The organism is Flagellimonas cixiensis (assembly GCF_042134615.1).
In the GTDB taxonomy this organism is placed as follows: domain Bacteria; phylum Bacteroidota; class Bacteroidia; order Flavobacteriales; family Flavobacteriaceae; genus Flagellimonas; species Flagellimonas cixiensis.
The window spans coordinates 2349701-2366678 of sequence record NZ_CP169639.1 but is presented as its reverse complement, the minus strand read 5'-3'; the positions used below and the strand labels follow the sequence as shown (position 1 = coordinate 2366678).

19 protein-coding genes are annotated in these 16978 nt (G+C 39.6%); 9 read left to right on the top strand and 10 right to left on the bottom strand.

The window, feature by feature from the left end; genetic code table 11:
• The first annotated feature begins 28 nt into the window (after positions 1-28).
• Complete coding sequence (locus ABT310_RS10595; RefSeq protein ID WP_375323866.1) at positions 29-1426, top strand: hypothetical protein; 1398 nt, start codon at positions 29-31, stop codon at positions 1424-1426.
• A gap of 29 nt (positions 1427-1455) precedes the next feature.
• The gene (locus ABT310_RS10590; RefSeq protein WP_375323865.1) at positions 1456-1788 is read left to right on the top strand and encodes a MauE/DoxX family redox-associated membrane protein; all 333 of its coding nucleotides are present in this window, start codon (positions 1456-1458) and stop codon (positions 1786-1788) included.
• Here the strand turns inward: ABT310_RS10590 and ABT310_RS10585 are convergent.
• Positions 1785-2195 (bottom strand): hypothetical protein, encoded by a 411-nt coding sequence (locus tag ABT310_RS10585; protein WP_375323864.1) that lies wholly within the window; start codon positions 2193-2195, stop codon positions 1785-1787. The two genes, ABT310_RS10590 and ABT310_RS10585, sit on opposite strands and share 4 nt — an antisense overlap.
• Positions 2188-2766: an RNA polymerase sigma factor gene (locus ABT310_RS10580; RefSeq protein ID WP_375323863.1), complete on the bottom strand. Its 579-nt coding sequence runs from the start codon at positions 2764-2766 to the stop codon at positions 2188-2190. Before ABT310_RS10580 ends, ABT310_RS10585 begins: the two co-directional genes overlap by 8 nt.
• A gap of 136 nt (positions 2767-2902) precedes the next feature.
• Here ABT310_RS10580 and ABT310_RS10575 point away from each other — a divergent pair, with 136 nt between their 5' ends.
• A complete protein-coding gene (locus tag ABT310_RS10575; protein ID WP_375323862.1) occupies positions 2903-3253 on the top strand; it encodes a DUF6249 domain-containing protein in 351 nt (116 codons plus the stop codon).
• A gap of 63 nt (positions 3254-3316) precedes the next feature.
• A complete protein-coding gene (locus tag ABT310_RS10570; protein WP_375323861.1) occupies positions 3317-3949 on the top strand; it encodes an MOSC domain-containing protein in 633 nt (210 codons plus the stop codon).
• Positions 3950-3999: 50 nt separating this feature from the next.
• On the opposite strand, the gene ABT310_RS10565 is transcribed toward ABT310_RS10570, so the two are convergent.
• Positions 4000-4377: a hypothetical protein gene (locus ABT310_RS10565; protein WP_375323860.1), complete on the bottom strand. Its 378-nt coding sequence runs from the start codon at positions 4375-4377 to the stop codon at positions 4000-4002.
• 211 nt (positions 4378-4588) lie between these two features.
• Between ABT310_RS10565 and ABT310_RS10560 the strand changes: the two genes are divergently transcribed.
• A complete protein-coding gene (locus ABT310_RS10560) occupies positions 4589-5461 on the top strand; it encodes an AraC family transcriptional regulator (protein ID WP_375323859.1) in 873 nt (290 codons plus the stop codon).
• A 6-nt stretch (positions 5462-5467) separates the two neighbouring features.
• On the opposite strand, the gene ABT310_RS10555 is transcribed toward ABT310_RS10560, so the two are convergent.
• On the bottom strand, positions 5468-6241 hold the full coding sequence (locus ABT310_RS10555; RefSeq protein ID WP_375323858.1) for a S1/P1 nuclease: 774 nt from the start codon (positions 6239-6241) through the stop codon (positions 5468-5470).
• 149 nt (positions 6242-6390) lie between these two features.
• Here ABT310_RS10555 and ABT310_RS10550 point away from each other — a divergent pair, with 149 nt between their 5' ends.
• From ABT310_RS10550 to ABT310_RS10535, 4 genes are all read left to right on the top strand, one after another.
• The gene (locus ABT310_RS10550; protein WP_375323857.1) at positions 6391-8589 is read left to right on the top strand and encodes a DUF5916 domain-containing protein; all 2199 of its coding nucleotides are present in this window, start codon (positions 6391-6393) and stop codon (positions 8587-8589) included.
• Between the two features lie 155 nt (positions 8590-8744).
• The gene (locus tag ABT310_RS10545; protein WP_375323856.1) at positions 8745-9587 is read left to right on the top strand and encodes an amidohydrolase family protein; all 843 of its coding nucleotides are present in this window, start codon (positions 8745-8747) and stop codon (positions 9585-9587) included.
• Between the two features lie 112 nt (positions 9588-9699).
• Positions 9700-10962, top strand: a complete 1263-nt coding sequence (locus ABT310_RS10540; protein WP_375323855.1) for a DUF819 domain-containing protein — start codon at positions 9700-9702, stop codon at positions 10960-10962.
• Between the two features lie 46 nt (positions 10963-11008).
• Positions 11009-11707, top strand: coding sequence for a DUF4369 domain-containing protein (locus tag ABT310_RS10535; protein WP_375323854.1), 699 nt, complete (start codon positions 11009-11011; stop codon positions 11705-11707).
• Here ABT310_RS10535 and ABT310_RS10530 read toward each other — a convergent pair.
• From ABT310_RS10530 to ABT310_RS10505, 6 genes are all read right to left on the bottom strand, one after another.
• Positions 11704-11973: a hypothetical protein gene (locus tag ABT310_RS10530; RefSeq protein WP_375323853.1), complete on the bottom strand. Its 270-nt coding sequence runs from the start codon at positions 11971-11973 to the stop codon at positions 11704-11706. The genes ABT310_RS10535 and ABT310_RS10530 overlap by 4 nt on opposite strands.
• A 28-nt stretch (positions 11974-12001) precedes the next feature.
• Entirely contained in the window at positions 12002-12970 is a 969-nt protein-coding gene (locus ABT310_RS10525) for a type I phosphomannose isomerase catalytic subunit (protein WP_375323852.1), read from the bottom strand.
• A gap of 5 nt (positions 12971-12975) precedes the next feature.
• Positions 12976-13383 (bottom strand): 6-pyruvoyl tetrahydropterin synthase family protein, encoded by a 408-nt coding sequence (locus ABT310_RS10520; protein WP_375323851.1) that lies wholly within the window; start codon positions 13381-13383, stop codon positions 12976-12978.
• Entirely contained in the window at positions 13383-13913 is a 531-nt protein-coding gene (gene idi, locus ABT310_RS10515; RefSeq protein ID WP_375323850.1) for an isopentenyl-diphosphate Delta-isomerase, read from the bottom strand. The genes ABT310_RS10520 and idi overlap by 1 nt, the downstream gene beginning before the upstream one ends.
• Positions 13914-13968: 55 nt before the next feature.
• Positions 13969-14868, bottom strand: a complete 900-nt coding sequence (locus tag ABT310_RS10510; RefSeq protein ID WP_375326174.1) for a type IX secretion system membrane protein PorP/SprF — start codon at positions 14866-14868, stop codon at positions 13969-13971.
• A gap of 61 nt (positions 14869-14929) precedes the next feature.
• A complete protein-coding gene (locus tag ABT310_RS10505; protein ID WP_375323849.1) occupies positions 14930-16978 on the bottom strand; it encodes a gliding motility-associated C-terminal domain-containing protein in 2049 nt (682 codons plus the stop codon).

Sequence of the window (16978 nt, the reverse complement as noted above, 5' to 3'; positions counted from 1 at the left end):
CAAAAATAAATTTGCAAAACCGCTCATAATGAGCGGTTTTCTTTTTTTAACTATCTTGGGTGTATCAATCAATAAGCCAAAACCACCCTTGAACAATAACGATTACAACAGTCCGTCGTTTAAAAAATTGCTGGATTCCCTGCAGCAACAAAGTTGGGAGCTCGAACTTATTATCTCGGGTTTTGCCATTTTCGGTCTTTTTACTGCTTATGACCCCTTGCGCATTGAAATGATCAATGCCCAAAATGAGGATCAAGTCTACAGTTTTGTGGTCTATTTTATTTTGACCATTGCAGCATCCATCCTACTTTTTAATCTTTTGCTCCACGTAGTTCTTCGGGGTTTGTGGATTGGCTCATTGGGATTACGATATGTTTCGGGCGACATTGAATTCGACAAACTCAATTATTCGGAAAAATTTACCAACTACCTAAAAAAACGGATTGTATCCTTTGACCGCTACATCGCCAACTTGGAGAATTATTGTAGCGTTCTCTTTGCCATATCGTTCCTGCTCATATTTTACGTATTGGCGCTGACCATGATCATTATTTGTATTGTTTTGGTTGCCCAATTTGTACTTGAAAGTGAAGTACTTCCAGATCGTTTTGCCAGTGTTTTTGGAGCTCTTTTAATTGTTTTTATCATCGTTGGGATGTTTTTGACCTTCATTGATTTTATTACCCAGGGATGGCTCAAAAAGAAAAAATGGATCTCCAAAATCTATTTTCCCATCTATTGGATTTTCAGTTTTATCACCCTTTCCTTTTTATATCGTCCGTTGGTCTATAATTTTTTGGACAATCGATTTGGTAAGCGACTCATTCTATTGCTCACACCTATTTATTTGGTCATTTTATTGATTACAAGTTTGGAATACAGAAATTCAAACTATTTGGACAAGGAAATGAATTCTTCAAGTATGTTTGCCAACAAGGAAAATTATTTTGACATGCTGACAGATGAAGAAGATTTTCCGGGTAAGCTGGTTATTCCTTCCAAAGTAATTACAGAACCGTACCTTAAAGTATTTATTCCTTTTTCGGAACATATAGAAAACCGCATTTTCACTTTTAATGATTCATTAAAACCAAAATCGGACCGTCGTGGTCTTTCATCCAGTATTAAACTAAATACAAATTGGGACGAACAAATTACTTCTGCCCGCCAAAAAGACAGCATTCGAAAGGCCTATTTAAAAACTTTCAACACTATTTATTCTTTTAAAATAGACACGCTTCATCTGGATGAAGAATTTATAGTCACCACTGGAAAACATAATATTTTGGGGTTTGAAACCTACCTGAACATCAAAGAATTGAGCGAGGGCAAACATTTATTAAAATTGATCCGTCAGCGAAAGGAGAAAGACACCATTGTTAAATATTCTGATGCTGCAATCCCTTTTTGGAACTTTAAAGAATAGAAAATATGGCTCCATGGCACTTATATTTAATGGCGTTGCTTTACATGTTTGCGGGTATTATGCATTTTATAAAACCCAAAATGTATTTGCGCATTATGCCCCAATACCTGCCCGACCATAGACTATTGGTTATGTTAAGCGGTATTTTTGAGGTTGTATTTGGAGTTGCCCTGATGATTTCGCTTACCAGGGAATGGGCCATTTATGGAATTATTTTAATGCTGTTGAGTTTTTTACCGGTACATTTTTATATGCTCAGCAGCGAGAAAGCAAGTGCTGGAATACCGTTATGGCTTTTGATTTTACGTGTACCCCTTCAATTTGTATTGATGTATTGGGCCTTTTCTTATCTGAATGTTTAAAAATGGTGCTTGTCAAAGTGTTTTTTGAGTCGGGTGACCTGAGCAAAAAACAACAAACCGAAAAGCAGTACTGCATATACCAATACTTTGGAAGAAGTGTAATGTTCCAATCCTCCCCAAATAGAACCAAAAGCAGCATCGAATTGCAATTTGGCAAACCATCCCTCATTGGAATTAAATCCAAATTTAGAAATCAAAAACACCACCAAGGCCAAGAACGAAACCCCAATAGAAACCAAAGTGGTTCTCGATAATATAGGTTGGTATTCAAATTTGGGCCGAGCAGTTTCAACTTCAATTTTTTGAATAATATTTTTTGTGAAATCGCCTGATGGTTGCTCCAAAGGAGCCTCATTCATTAGCTTATCCACCAATTCTTCCCATTTTTTATCTTTTTCCTTATCCATTGCTTTCTAAAATTTCGCCCAACAAACTGTTTTGCATAATATCTGCCAGTTTTTTTCTGGCCCTAAACAATCGAACCTTTAAGGTATTTACCGAAAGGTTTAAAATTTTCTCCATTTCTACAAGATTCTTCTCCTCAAAATAAAACAAGGTGACAATGGCAGCATCTTCAGCAGATAATTTACCCATGCAAGCTTGGATCAACTCACTTTTCTCCTGTTTTACCATTTTTTCCATCGCATTGTCCACATCGGCAAAAGCGATGGTCTTGGCATATTCAAAATCGACCTCGAGCCTCCTTTTTTTATTTTTTTTGATGCGGTCCAAACTGGTGTTATAGGCAATCCGGTAGATCCATGTGGATATTTTGGAATCACCTTTAAAACTATCCAAGGAGTTAAAAATCTTAATGAACGTGTCTTGGGAAACCTCCTCGGCTTCCTCCCTATTGCCCAACATGCGCAACGAAAGCGTGAACACCAAATCCTTATAGTGATCCACCAACACACCAAACGCATGGGTGTTTCCATTACGGATATCAGACAATAGCTTTTGTTCTTTGTTGGTCAGCATTGTTCATAAGACGTTAAAAGTGATGATTAGGTTACACCAAAACACTTTTTTTATAAAATTATGTAACCTGTTGAAATAAAAGGTCGTCATAGGCTATGAACAAAACATATAAATAATCATTTAAAAACGAATCGTTATGGGATCTGAAGTAATAATTTTACCAATAATTTTTGGAGTCGTCTTTGCAATTGCATATCTGTATTTTTCGACCAGAAACAAAGAGCGCTTGGCGCTTATTGAAAAAGGTGCCGATGCCAGTATTTTTGTAAAGGGCAAGCAAAACACTGCGCCTTTTTGGAAAGTGATCATCCTTAATCTTTCCTTATTATTAATGGGTATTGGAGCCGCCATATTTGTTGCCTCCATTTTACACTATAGCTTAGGGGTGGATGAGGAAGTTGCCTATCCTGGAACCATCTTTTTACTAGCAGGTGTGGGTTTAATGGTCGGTTTCAACATGACCAAAAAATTGGATAAGGAGGATTAATCCGAAAATAAAACAAGATTTTAAACCACCGCAACCGCGGTGGTTTTTTTATATCTTGCCTTTATGAAAGTGATATCAACCAACATAGGAAAGCCCACAAAAATTGAATGGAACGGGGAAGAAACCACCACAGGTATTTATAAATACCCTGTTCAGGAAGCCATTTACTTGAATAAAGAAGAGGTTTCACACGATACCATTGCCGACCGGAGGTATCATGGAGGCATTTTTAAAGCTTGCTATTTGTTTTCGGCCGAGCAGTACCCCTATTGGAAAGCAAAATATCCCCATTTGGAGTGGGATTGGGGTATGTTCGGGGAGAATTTAACCGTCGAAGGTTTGGATGAATCCAAGATACGGATTGGTAATGTATACCAATTGGGCACCGCATTGGTTCAAATAACCCAACCCCGGGAACCCTGTTTTAAGTTGGGCATCCGGTTTAACGATCAAACTATTTTAAAGCAGTTTATTGACCATGGTTTTCCTGGTACCTATATCCGAATTTTAAGGGAAGGCAATGTTGCCGTGGGCGATAGTTTAGAACTGGTGGATGAATCAAAGTTTCCGCTAACCACCCAACAATTTTATAATTTACTTTTTTCAAAGCAGAAGAATAAAGAATTGGTGCAAATGGCGATGGAAAACGATGCCTTACCGCCGGGCAAAAGGGAAAAACTAAAAAAATGGGTATAAAAAAAGGGGGCCTCCCGACCCCCAATGCACATAAAAATTAACTAAACAAACTATCTTACTACAACCTCGTCAGTGTAAGTTCCAAACTTGTCCACTACAACGATGGTGTATTTACCTTTAAATGCTTTTTCGAAGTTGAAAGCTTTTTCAACAACAATATCTCCTTCGATAGCCTCATCAAAAACTAATCTTTTATCGGCATCGTATACTTTTAAAAGCACCTTTCCTTGAGATACGTTCAAAAGGTTCATCATTACCTTTTGACCTTTCTTCACGAACACAGGATCAAGGTTAACTTTTACTAGGTTCTTTTCTACCTCGTATTTGGCTACTACTTTTTTACCAAATTCTGCAGAGTTTACATTAGCTACCGCAATTGCACTGATCAAAAGGGCCGCTGCTACTGTTAAATTCTTTACTACTTTCATAACATTTCGCTTTTTTAAGATTACACTACAAATGTATGGCAGCTTTTAGCACAGAAATACCACCATCTTTTCCACTTTCTATGCTATATTAACATGGTATATGTATTAACAATCTGTTAATGATAAAATAGCATACCTTTGTGGTAAAATTGTAGATATTTGTGTTTTATACACTTTTATAACTTTATAAAGTCCAACAAAAATTGCTCTTATGATTCAAAAACCTGCTTTTGAAGCTATCGCCCCCAGTTTTGGAAACTCGTTTACTTTTATGAAGTTCAACAAGAACAACGAAAACAAAAACGCGGGTTGGCATTACCATCCCGAATTGGAGTTGGTTTATGTAAATGGTGGATCGGGAAAAAGACAAATAGGTAGCCATGTTTCCTATTTTAGGAACGGAGACCTTATATTAATAGGTTCCAACTTGCCACATTGCGGATTTACCGATAAGCTTACTGGAAATAAAAGTGAGACTTTGGTACAGATGAAAATCGATTTCCTCGGAAGTGACTTCTTTAATATACCTGAGATGAAAAATATCCAAAAATTGTTTGAAGTTGCCAAGAGCGGTATCGCATTTTCAGGTAAAACCAAGTTAAAGGTGGGTGAAAAGATGGAAATATTGGAATATCAAACCGATTTTCAACGACTGTTATCCATTCTCAATATTTTGAACATTTTGGCGACCTCTAAAGAAATGCATGTGTTGAACGCCGAAGGCTTCTCCATGGAAACGGAGGTTAAGGACAACGACCGTATCAATATTGTCTTCAACCACGTAAAGGCCAACTTTAAAGAAGATATTAGTCTAGAACAAATTTCCGATATGGTGAGCATGACGGTTCCCTCGTTCTGCAGGTACTTTAAAAAAATCACCAACAAAACATTTACGCAGTTTGTAAACGAGTACCGTTTGGTGCATGCCTCCAAATTGTTGGCCGAACAACCTATGAGCATTACACAGGTTTGTTACGATAGCGGGTTCAATAATTTTTCCCACTTCAATAAATCGTTTAAAGCATTTACAGGACAAAATCCATCGGAGTACAGAAATCAGTTAAAAACCGTTTTGCACTCCTAAATAGGGTTAGGCAAACAAGTCGTTTAATATTTTGGCCAAGCGTAACCCGCCTCTTTGGAGTTGTTGGAATAATAAATCGTTATAATCATAGGTATAACGGTATCCCAATTTTTCGCCAACTTCAACCGAGTCGTAAAGTTCAGCGCAAATCTCATGCGATTCATCCACCCAATCGTAAATGGTACCTTCTTGTATGCTTTTGCGCTCTTTTCGTGAAACCTCGGTAAGTTCGTTGGCCAATTCGCTATAGGTCATCCCGTAAGAATTGATCAGGTTGGTGTCCCAAACGCGGTGCAGATTGCTTCCTTGACCAAACCATTGTACTTGAATATCGTTTCCTCCCTTGTCCTCACTCCTACTGGCATGCATGGGCTGGTGCAAGTCTCCAATAAAGTGGATGAGCATCTTTAAATAAAAGACCCGTTCCTCTCTGCTATTATTTTTATTTTGCACTTTGGAAATACAATCTTCGATGCCTGTAATTATATCGCCGTATTTGCTTTTTTCCGAATCGACATAATGGGTCCCTAAAGGATAGTTGGCATAATGCCATGCAGAATATTTGGAATAAGAACGTTCTGCCTTTATATCATCTCCGTATGTTGATACAAATGCCAAGCTATGGCCATCTAGTAAATCATTAAGCGCCCTTCGTGCTTTTCCCGTTAAATGTTCCTGGGCAATTTGTCCGGTAATTCGGTGTCCTGTTTTGCCCCAAATAGTATTACTGAATGTGATAATTGGAAATACGAATAGTAGTAGAAATAAACTCTTCTTCATGTTGAAATCTCTAAAGCAAGGAAAATCTTAAAATCAATTTGTAAAACTAATTTCTAGGAATGTTTTGTCAAAGAACAATCTAATTTAAAATTTTGGGTTTTTTTTAACTATCTAACTCTTAAATTTGACGAACCGACTAAACTACTCAAATGTTCAAGAACTGTTTTGTACTTGCTACAATACTAATCCCTATTGCTCTACTTTCTCAATCCGACCACAAATCTTTTACTGTCAAGCATATTAACGAATATATTGAAGTTGACGGTATTTTGGATGAAAGCATCTGGGAAACTTCAGAAAGCGCCAGGGATTTCCATCAATATTTTCCAAGCGATACTACACTTGCAGCACAGCAAACAGATATAAAGATGCTGTACAACAATACCACATTATATATTGGTATTAAAGTAACAACTGAAGGCAAAGACTATGTAATCCCATCTTTAAAAAGAGATTACAGAGCTGGTGGCAATGACAATATCAGTTTAATATTCGACACCTTCAACGATGGCACCAACGCTTTCCTATTTGGTATGAACCCTTACGGGGTACGCCGAGAAGCCTTAATATCCAATGGAGGCGCGGACACCAATGGTTTTACCACCTCATGGGATGTAAAATGGCAAGGGGAATCCAAAATTTATGATGGATATTATATCTGTGAGATTGCCATCCCCCTCACCTCTTTTAAATTTAAACAAGGAGAGACCAAATGGCGTTTCAATAGCTATCGTTTTGATATGCAATCCAATGAAACCAGTACTTGGATGAAAATACCCCAGAACCAAAGGGTTTTTAATTTGGCATTTATGGGAGATATGGTATTTGAAAAACCACTCGGTAAATCAAGAACCCCCATGGCACTAATTCCTTATATCAATGGAATTGTTGGAAAGGACTATGAAAACAATGTTGATCTAAGCAAGTTTGATTTTGGCGGTGATGCAAAAATATCCATAGGCAACGGTATGAATTTGGATGTAACCATCAATCCGGATTTTTCCAATGTTGAAGTAGATAATTTGGTGGCCAACCTCACACGTTTTGAAGTGTCACTGCCCGAAAAACGTCAGTTTTTTATAGACAACAGTGACCTTTTTGGTTCTTTTGGAAGTCAAAGAGATGCCAATCCCTTTTTCTCGAGAAGAATTGGTATCGCCCAAAACAAGGATGGAAATACCATAGAAAATGGTATTGTGGGAGGTATGCGTCTTAGTGGAAAACTAAATAAGAATTGGCGCCTCGGTCTTTTGAACATCCAAACTGAGGAAGATGAAGAAAATGAGATCGCCAGTAACAACAATACCGTTCTGGCCCTTCAGAAAAAAATGTTTTCCCGTTCCAACCTCAGCTTCATTTTTGTAAACCGTCAAAGTTTTGGCGAATACGATTTTTTGGAGGAAACGGACAGATACAACCGAGTTGTGGGATTGGACTATAATCTTGCATCACAAGACAATACGTGGACCGGTAAGTTTTTCTACCATAAATCCTTTGCGCACGATATGGGCGATCGGGATGACTCGGGAGGGCTAGATTTGCAATATAATTCGAGGTTCTTCAATTTTGGTGTGCGTGGAAATTTTGTTGGTGACGATTTCCGGTCTGATTTAGGATATATCAGAAGACGAGATATTGTTGCTGCCCGACCCTTTGTCGAGCTCAACTTCTGGCCATCAAAAGGTAAATTGAACTCTCACGGTTTCCGCTTTAGCCCAAACGCCATCTGGAGGCCGACACTGGACTATATGAACACCGATTACACGATTTTTTCCAGTTGGCAGGCCAAGTTTAGGTCACAGGAAGAGTTTTCAGTCCGGTTATTCAACCGATATACCTATCTTACCAATACCTTTGACCCAACTGGAACCGATGGTGGCACCGAGCTACCCGCTGATGTGGGCTACTATTATACCAGTTATGAAGTGGAGTTCCAAAGTGATAGAAGAAAGGTATTCTCATATGCTGTATCACCAGGTTATGGTGACTTTTATAATGGCACTCGATTTGTACTGGAGGGCGATGTCAACCTTAGGCTTCAACCTACGATGTTGCTTTCCTTGGCGTTCATTTATAACAGTATTAAGCTACCTCAACCTTATGAAAGTGAAGATCTGTTGTTGGTGAGTCCCAAAATTGATGTGACTTTCAGTAAATCTATTTTTTGGTCCACATTAATCCAGTACAGTAACCAATTGGACAATTTAGGGTTCAATTCCCGTTTGCAATGGCGTTTTGCTCCCCTATCCGACCTGTTTTTGGTGTACAACGATAATTACTATGTTAACTCCTTTATGCCAAGAAGCCGTTCCATCAACCTAAAATTGACCTATTGGCTAAATATTTAGCAAGTCACAAAACCCACTAACCACTGTTTTACAGTCAGTTAAACACGCATGTCGCTTAAAGTTCGTATCTTAAGTAACCCTTCTTACAACAGAAGGGCAAATCAAATACTAACCTTAATCCATTCAACATGTATAAATTATTCACTTGTCTGTTCATGTGCACATTACTTGTAAATGCACAAGATGGCGTAAAACCCATTTTCGATGTCCACCTTCATGGTTATGTAGAAAGGTCGTATCGACCTGTTCCTGGAGCACCAGAATCTTATGAAAAATTCAAAACTGAAATGCAGGCGCAACTCAAAAAATACAATATTGTAGGTGCTGTAAAAAGTGGTGGAATGTATGATGATGCGTTTGAAAAAAAGATGCTTCAAGGATATGAAACCAACAAAATTCCCAACATCGACACAACGGAATTCAGAAGAAGAATTAAAAATGGTGAGTTGGAAGTATGGGGAGAAATGATGCCTTTATTTAATGGACAGACATTGGCGGACCCAGAATATGCACCCTATTTAGCCATTTGTGAGAGCGAAGGTATTCCCATTGGACTTCACACTGGTAGTGGTCCACCGGGCATTTCCAAACAATACAAAAAGTATAGTCTGGCCCTTGGCGACCCTTTACTTATAGAGGAAGTACTGATCAATTACCCCAAATTAAAAATATACTTAATGCATTCGGGGGGACAATTTTACCGAAATGCCTTAGCATTGATGGAAAAGTATCCACAAGTTTATAGTGGATTGGGCACATACCTTTGGTTAGAAAATGGTCCATCTTCCCAATATGCAGAAGAATTTTTAAGAGGTGTTAAAAAAGGTGGAATGGTCGATCGAGTCATGTATGGGTCCGATGCCATGTATTGGCCGGGAAATTTGGAAAAAAGCATCCAAAAATTAGACAGCTTTGATTTTCTGACTGAAGAGGATAAACGTAAAATTTTTTATGAGAATGCCGTAACGTTTTTTGAACTGGAGAAAAGCAATAACTAAACGCTACTATTTTTCAATCCATATTTGAAGTCGAATAGCCTTCATCCAGCCACCAAGGAAGTGGAATAGCCAAGTGGTTTTTCCTATATTTGGACAACTAGCTTAAAAATATATGGACCAACTACCTTTTACCCAAGACACCATCATCTTTGGGCTACTCTGTCTTTGTTTAGGATTCGTTTTTTATACCTCCTCCATTAAAAGCGGTTTTTGGAGCAAATTTTACAGTATTGTACCCACTGTACTCATGTGTTATTTGTTGCCCGCCATTTTGGCCAGTGTGGGCATTGTAGACGAGGCTTCATCACAAACCTATTACGTGGCCAGCAGATATTTGTTACCTGCAGCGTTGATTTTAATGACTTTGAGTATCGACCTAAAGGCCATCCTAAATTTGGGCAGCAAGGCACTCATTATGTTTTTAACCGGCACAGCAGGTATTATCATTGGTGGTCCATTAGCCATTTTGATTGTTTCCATTTTTTCGCCAGAAACGGTTGGCGGAGCAGGATTTGATGCTGTGTGGAGAGGATTGGCCACCATTGCCGGGAGTTGGATTGGTGGCGGCGCCAATCAGGCGGCGATGTTGGAAGTGTTTCAGTACAACCAAGAAAATTATGGGGGAATGGTGCTTATAGACATTGTAGTTGCCAATCTTTGGATGGCCATCATACTTCTCGGAGTGGGTAAAACCCAAAAAATTGACCGTTGGCTCAAAGCAGACACCTCATCGATTGAAGAACTCAAGGTAAAAGTATCTACCTACACCGAAAAAATTGCTCGGGTCACAACCCTTCAAGATTTTATCATGATGCTTTTTTATGCCTTTGCGGGTGTTGGATTGGCCCATTTTTTAGGGTATCATTTTGCTGATTTCCTTCAAAACAACTTCGAAGTAGTACGCAACCCACAAAAAATATTGTCCTCCCTCGGTTCCGAATTTTTATGGATGGTAGTTTTTGCCACCACCATCGGTATTGGACTTTCATTTACCAAAGCCAAAAATTATGAGGGGGCCGGTGCCAGTAAAATTGGAGGAATGTTCATTTATATACTGGTGGCAACCATAGGTATGAAAATGGATTTGGGCAAAGTACTTGAAAACCCTGGTTTGATTGCCATAGGTTTAATTTGGATTACCATTCATGCTGGGCTATTGATCTTGGTCGCAAAACTCATAAAAGCTCCTTTCTTTTTCTTGGCCGTGGGAAGTCAAGCCAATGTAGGCGGTGCAGCATCTGCTCCAGTTGTTGCGGCTGAATTTCACCCTTCATTGACTTCTGTGGGCATTCTTTTGGCCGTTTTTGGCTATGTAGTGGGTACCGCAGGTGCTTATTTATGTGCTTTGTTGATGGAAGTCGCCTCCAATGTTTAATTTATTTGAGAAGATTATGCATATTTGCGCTGCAAAAAATTTATTGATGAAGCGGATATTGTTTGTATTGTTTGTTGGTCTAGCTATTGTTTCTTGTGAAAAGAGCACAGAAAACACCATGAACTTGACCGGAAATATTAAGGGTCTAAAAAAAGGAACTTTGTTTTTACAGCAGTTTCAAGATTCTACCTTGGTCAACTTGGATTCTTTGGAAATAAAAGGAGATGGGAATTTCAGTTTTTCCGAGGAAGTGCAAGAACCTGAAATTTTCTACCTATACCTAAAAAAGGAAGACAACAACGACATCAACGACCGTATCACATTTTTTGGTGAAGCTAGTAACATTACGATCAATACCAACTGGAACACTTTTGATACCGATGTAGAGATCAAGGGTTCCAAATCCAATGAAAAAATGGAAGAGTTTTATGAAATGGCTTCCAAATTCAACATCAAGGAGTTGCAATTGGCTCAACAAGCTGCATTGCCTGAGTATCAAAACGATTCTATTGCATTGGATTCCATTGTTGGACTAATGAACCAAAATACCATCAACAGATATCGCTATGCCCTTAACTTCGGTTTAAACAATGGGGAGTCATACGCCACGCCTTACTTGATGATTACAGAGGCGAGCGAGGCCAATCCAAAATATCTGGATTCCATTTACAACAATCTGTCACCTGAGGTTGCGGTGTCTAAATATGGAAAATCTTTAAAATCTTTTTTGGAGGGTAACGACTAAGCCAAGCTATTAAGCTGCTCAACCAATTCGGTAGCCTTCACTTCCAAATCCTTGCGAATTTCAGAGAAATGCGCTTTGGTGTTTTCCACGTCTTTTTGATGGACTTTGTCCATGAGTTCATCGAAGGCATCAATGGCCTTGTCGATGATAACGGAACCCTCTTCGGATTCTTTGTTCCCGTTACCTGCTTCCCAGATATAGACGGCCTCAATAATGTCTCCCAAAACAAAATTGATGTCTTTTTTTAAATCGCGAATACTTGGCATTTTGTGTGCTGTTTCTTTAAAGATACTACTAAATACTGACTTCTAAAAGCTTGGCTCCGTTGGTGTCAACATCCACATAAGTGCTTGATGCCGAAACCAATATGGTTTGCCCCTTTTTAATCGTTGCTATGCCCCAATCGTTGGTGATTCTAGCCGTACCTCCAACGCACATATAAATGGTAAACGAGTCTCTCCCTGTCAAATCTTGGTGCAATGGCTGAGTCAATTCCAAAAAGTTGGTTTTAAAATATGGACAGTCCACCATTGTGTTCACCGTATCGGTTACATGAGGATAATTCACCTTAAAATCGTCCTTCTTTTCATAATCAATGGCATCTATGGCCAATTCGGTATGCAACTCACGTAAATTTCCTTCCTTGTCCTTTCTGTTGAAATCAAAAACACGATACGTAATATCGGAGGTCTGTTGTATTTCCGCTAGCAAAACTCCAGCACCAATGGCATGTATTTTTCCTGTATTGATGAAAAAAGTATCACCTTCGGTCACCTTTTCATAGTTCATCAAATCGGTCAATGTTCCCTTTTCGATACTTTCAACGTACTCCTCCTTTTCCACTTCCTTATTGAAACCTACTATCAATTGGGCGCCCGGGTCGGCATCCATAATGTACCACATTTCGGTCTTCCCAAAAGAATCGTGTCGTTCTTTGGCCAACTCATCATTGGGGTGCAATTGAATGGAAAGATCCTGTTTGGCATCAATGAATTTGATAAGAATGGGGAATTCGGTTCCAAATCGCTCCACCACGCTTTTCCCCAATAACTCATCTCCCCTGGCATCCATCAACTCTTGAAGGGATGTACCAGACAATTCTCCATTGGAGACTACCGAAATATCTCCCTTTACTCCTGAAAGCTCCCAGCTTTCACCAGTAATGTCACTTTCGATAGGTTTTCCTAAAACATCTTTTAATTTAGTACCTCCCCATAATCTTTCCTTAAGAATGGGCTTGAACTGTAAAGGGTATAAACTCATTATTATTATCCTGAATAGGTTACAAAATTTCTTGGAGTCTCATAGAGCATTACTTCCAGCTCCTTTTTATCGCTAATGTGAGGTCGTAGTTTGTTCCAAATTACCACGGCAATATTTTCTGCCGTTGGATTCAAATTTTTAAACTCGGGAACATCCAAATTGAGGTTTTTATGATCCAAGGCTTCTTCCACATGCTCTTGGATGAGTTCTTTGAGCACTTTCAGGTCCATTACAAAACCTGTTTCTTGGTCTATTTCGCCCGTAACGCTCACTATTAGATCATAATTATGCCCATGGTATCTGGGATTGTTGCACTTACCAAAAACCTTTTGGTTCTTCTCATCGCTCCAATCTTCCCTGTGTAATCTATGGGCAGCATTAAAGCTGGCTTTTCTACTTGCTTTCACTTTCATTAGGCGGGGCTGTTTTCCATTAAGTGACCATAAAATTTCTCAAAGATTATTTTGAACCAGGCTGTATAGTTCTGTGGATTTTCCTCCATATCCTTTTTCACCTCCATAGGTTGCATCCATTTCCAATCGGCAACTTCATCTGGGTTTATTTTTGGTTCTTCGTTGAACTTTCCGATCATTACATGGTCAAATTCATGTTCCGTAAGTCCATTGTCGAAAGGGGCTTTATAAATAAAAGAGAACAGCTCTTTTAGGTCTGTGGTAAATCCCATTTCTTCCATCAGTCGGCGTTTACCTGCTTCTATATTGCTTTCTCCATCACGTTGATGACTACAGCAGGTATTGGTCCATAAAAGCGGGGAATGGTATTTATGCGCTGCCCGTTGCTGTAGCATGGTCTCGCCCTTGTCATTCATTACAAAAACCGAAAAAGCCCTGTGCAAAAGTGCCTTTTCATGGGCTTCCATTTTGGGCATTAGGCCAATGGGTTCATCCGATTCGTTTACCAATATCACTTTTTCCTCTCTCATGCGGTAAAAATATGACCTTTGATTGAGAATAAGGCGAAGGGCTTTTAAATTCTTCCTAAAAGAAGCGGGGCGATTTCATGTTGGCCACGTTTCGAATAAAGTCATAGCGCAGGATGACCTCAAAAGAACCATCGTTGAATCGGGTGGCTCCCAAATCGGTAATCTCACGATCATAGGCAAGGCCCACCATAATTTGGTCGGAAATCATAAAACCGAACAATCCGCTAAAAGCGGCATCCCATCGGTAGGCTACACCGGCAATAAATTTTTGGTTGAACATAAAATTCGCGGACAAATCCACTTGTAAGGGAGCCCCTTGCACCATTTTGGTAAGCAAGGTGGGTTTAAACTTCAATACAGGATTTAAATCCCAAACATATCCCGTGATCAAATACAGGTTCATTTGTTCCACTGCTGTAGATAGAGAAGATGATTGGAAGTGTTCCGTCTCTAAAATTCTGGGTATGGAGACCCCTGCATAAAATTTTTCGGTATGATAGTACACTCCTGCCCCAATATTGGGCGAAAATTTATTCTGAATGTCCTGTTGGGATTGCAATTGTGGATCTACCTCAAACTCATCCAACTCAGAATAGCGAATGTCCAACATATTGGCACTGGCTTTTAAGCCAAAACTCAACCTACCTACTTGCGAGGTATAAATGGTATAGGAAAAATCTACATCAAAATTGGTTTCCGATGTGGGGCCAATTTTATCGTTGACAATAGAAAGTCCCAATCCAACCCCTCGGTAACCCACAGGTGTGTGCACATTGAGTGTTTGGGTTTCTGGGGCACCATCCAATCCCAACCATTGGTTACGATAGAGTGCCGCAATACTCAAATGACCCCGTGAACCCGCATAGCCAGGATTCACGCTGACCGTGTTGTACATATATTGCGTGTACTGCGCATCTTGTTGGGCACTTAAGGTTGTAAGCATTCCCATTAAGATGATGGTTAGTAAAAAACCTTTCGTTGTATTCGCTTTATATTTCTTCACAGTTGGTCTAGGTTTATCTATTGATATAAATGTATCCTGTTAGCTGTTTCATGCTTCCACCCGTTTCTTGATAATCGATAACATAGAAATAGGTTCCGACAGGAAGTTTGTTATCCGCTTCTACGGTGACACGCCCTTGGGATGTACCGTCGAACACATTTCCACTCGTATTATAGGACCTTGTTTGGAATACCATTACGCCCCATCGGTTATAGATTTTAACCGTATTTACAGGATAATTTTCAAGTCCTTTAATTTCCAATACATCGTGAACACCATCTCCATTAGGCGTAATCACATTGATGACATCTACTTCCTCTTCGTCGGTAGTAAGCTCACCCAGGTCTGGATCAAGGTAATTTGGAATACCATTACCATTGGTGTCGTCGTTGGCGTAATCACCATCCATATCCAAATCCTCATCAATGGTTTCAATACCGTCATCATCGTCATCTGAATCCCTAAAGTCAGGAATACCATCTGAGTCCGTATCGGGTAAATGAATGCTAGGATTATCGACTTCGTCATTCACATCTATATCGATAACTGTGGAACCTTCATAACCATCATCCAAGCCATCGTTATCTTTATCCGAACCTATAAGTACTACATCTGCGATTCCATCATGGTCTTGGTCATGACCTTCAATGGCATCGGGCACATTGTCGTTATCACTGTCCTCATCCACATAATCTGGAATACCATCACCATCGGCATCCACAGGAATCAATCCTATGTTTCCATCATTTTCGTAAGCATCGTCCAATCCATTGTTATTGGAATCCACCAAGCTTGGAGGAATATATTCTAGAGCAAATTGAGCCTCAACGTTATCTGGAATACCATCATTATCACTATCAATGTCCAAATAATCCGGTATGCCATCGCCATCCGTATCTGTTGGATTGGTCGAAGGATCATTATCGTTATCAGCATTCAAATCCTCAAAACTGTCCACAATCCCATCATTGTCACTATCCAAATCTGCGCCCATGGTATTTACTATGATGGTGATTGTCGCTGTATCGCAATTTCCATTGGTATCGCAAACGGTATAATCAAAAGTATCTGTTCCTGTAAATCCAGCATTTGGAATGTATGTGATATCATCATCCGTTGGATTATTTGGGGTACCATTTTCATTGAGCACAATGGTTCCGTTGGAAGGGGTGGTAGCCGTTAAACTTCCCGAAATTGGAATATCATTATCGTTTCCTCTCCAAGATATCGTAACCTCTGAATCTTGATTGGTTGATGCTGAATCATCCGCCGTATCCACAATCGGCAATACGTCTACAGTAACCGTAGCTGTACTACAGTCGCCCAATGAGTTACAGACTGTATAATCAAAACTATCCGGTCCGTTGAAATCAGGATTGGGCGTATAGGTCAACACATCATCGGATGGATCATTGGCCGTACCATTATCATCAACCGCTACAGCCCCATTGGAAGGGCCTGTTATGGTCAACGTTCCCGAAGCAGGAAGATCGGTATCATTATCAAAAATAGGTGTAACAATAAATTCATCTTCATTCACTACAATGGCATCATCCATCAAATTGGCAGCTTGGCTCATGCAAACCACAGTAAATCGGGGAAGTTCACTCGAATTGCCCACCTTGGTTATGGTTGCCGTATATCGTTCCACGGTTTGGGTGGCCAAAACCATGGGTCGATTTTGATCTCCGCTCAAACCAGGACTCCAACTTACAGTAGCCCCGGTGGGCACACTGGCAGAAATATCCAAAGTCACCTCATTATTGGGCGCTTCACAATCGGTAAGAATGAAATAACCTGTTGCATTGGAACCACAAAGTGTACCGTCATAAGTGGCAAAATAAACTCCTGGTTGCGTAGCTTCATAAAATGAATTGGTTCCCAAAACAGTTCCCAAATCAGAAGCTTCGTACCATTTAAAATTGTTTTCATCCCCTGTATTGGGTGCCTGAAGTAAAAATTGTGCGTGCACAAAGTTTATACCAGCAAACAGGGTTAAACATGCAATGAGTAAAGACTTATATGGGTTGAATGATTTCAAATTTGAGGTTGTCTTTATCAT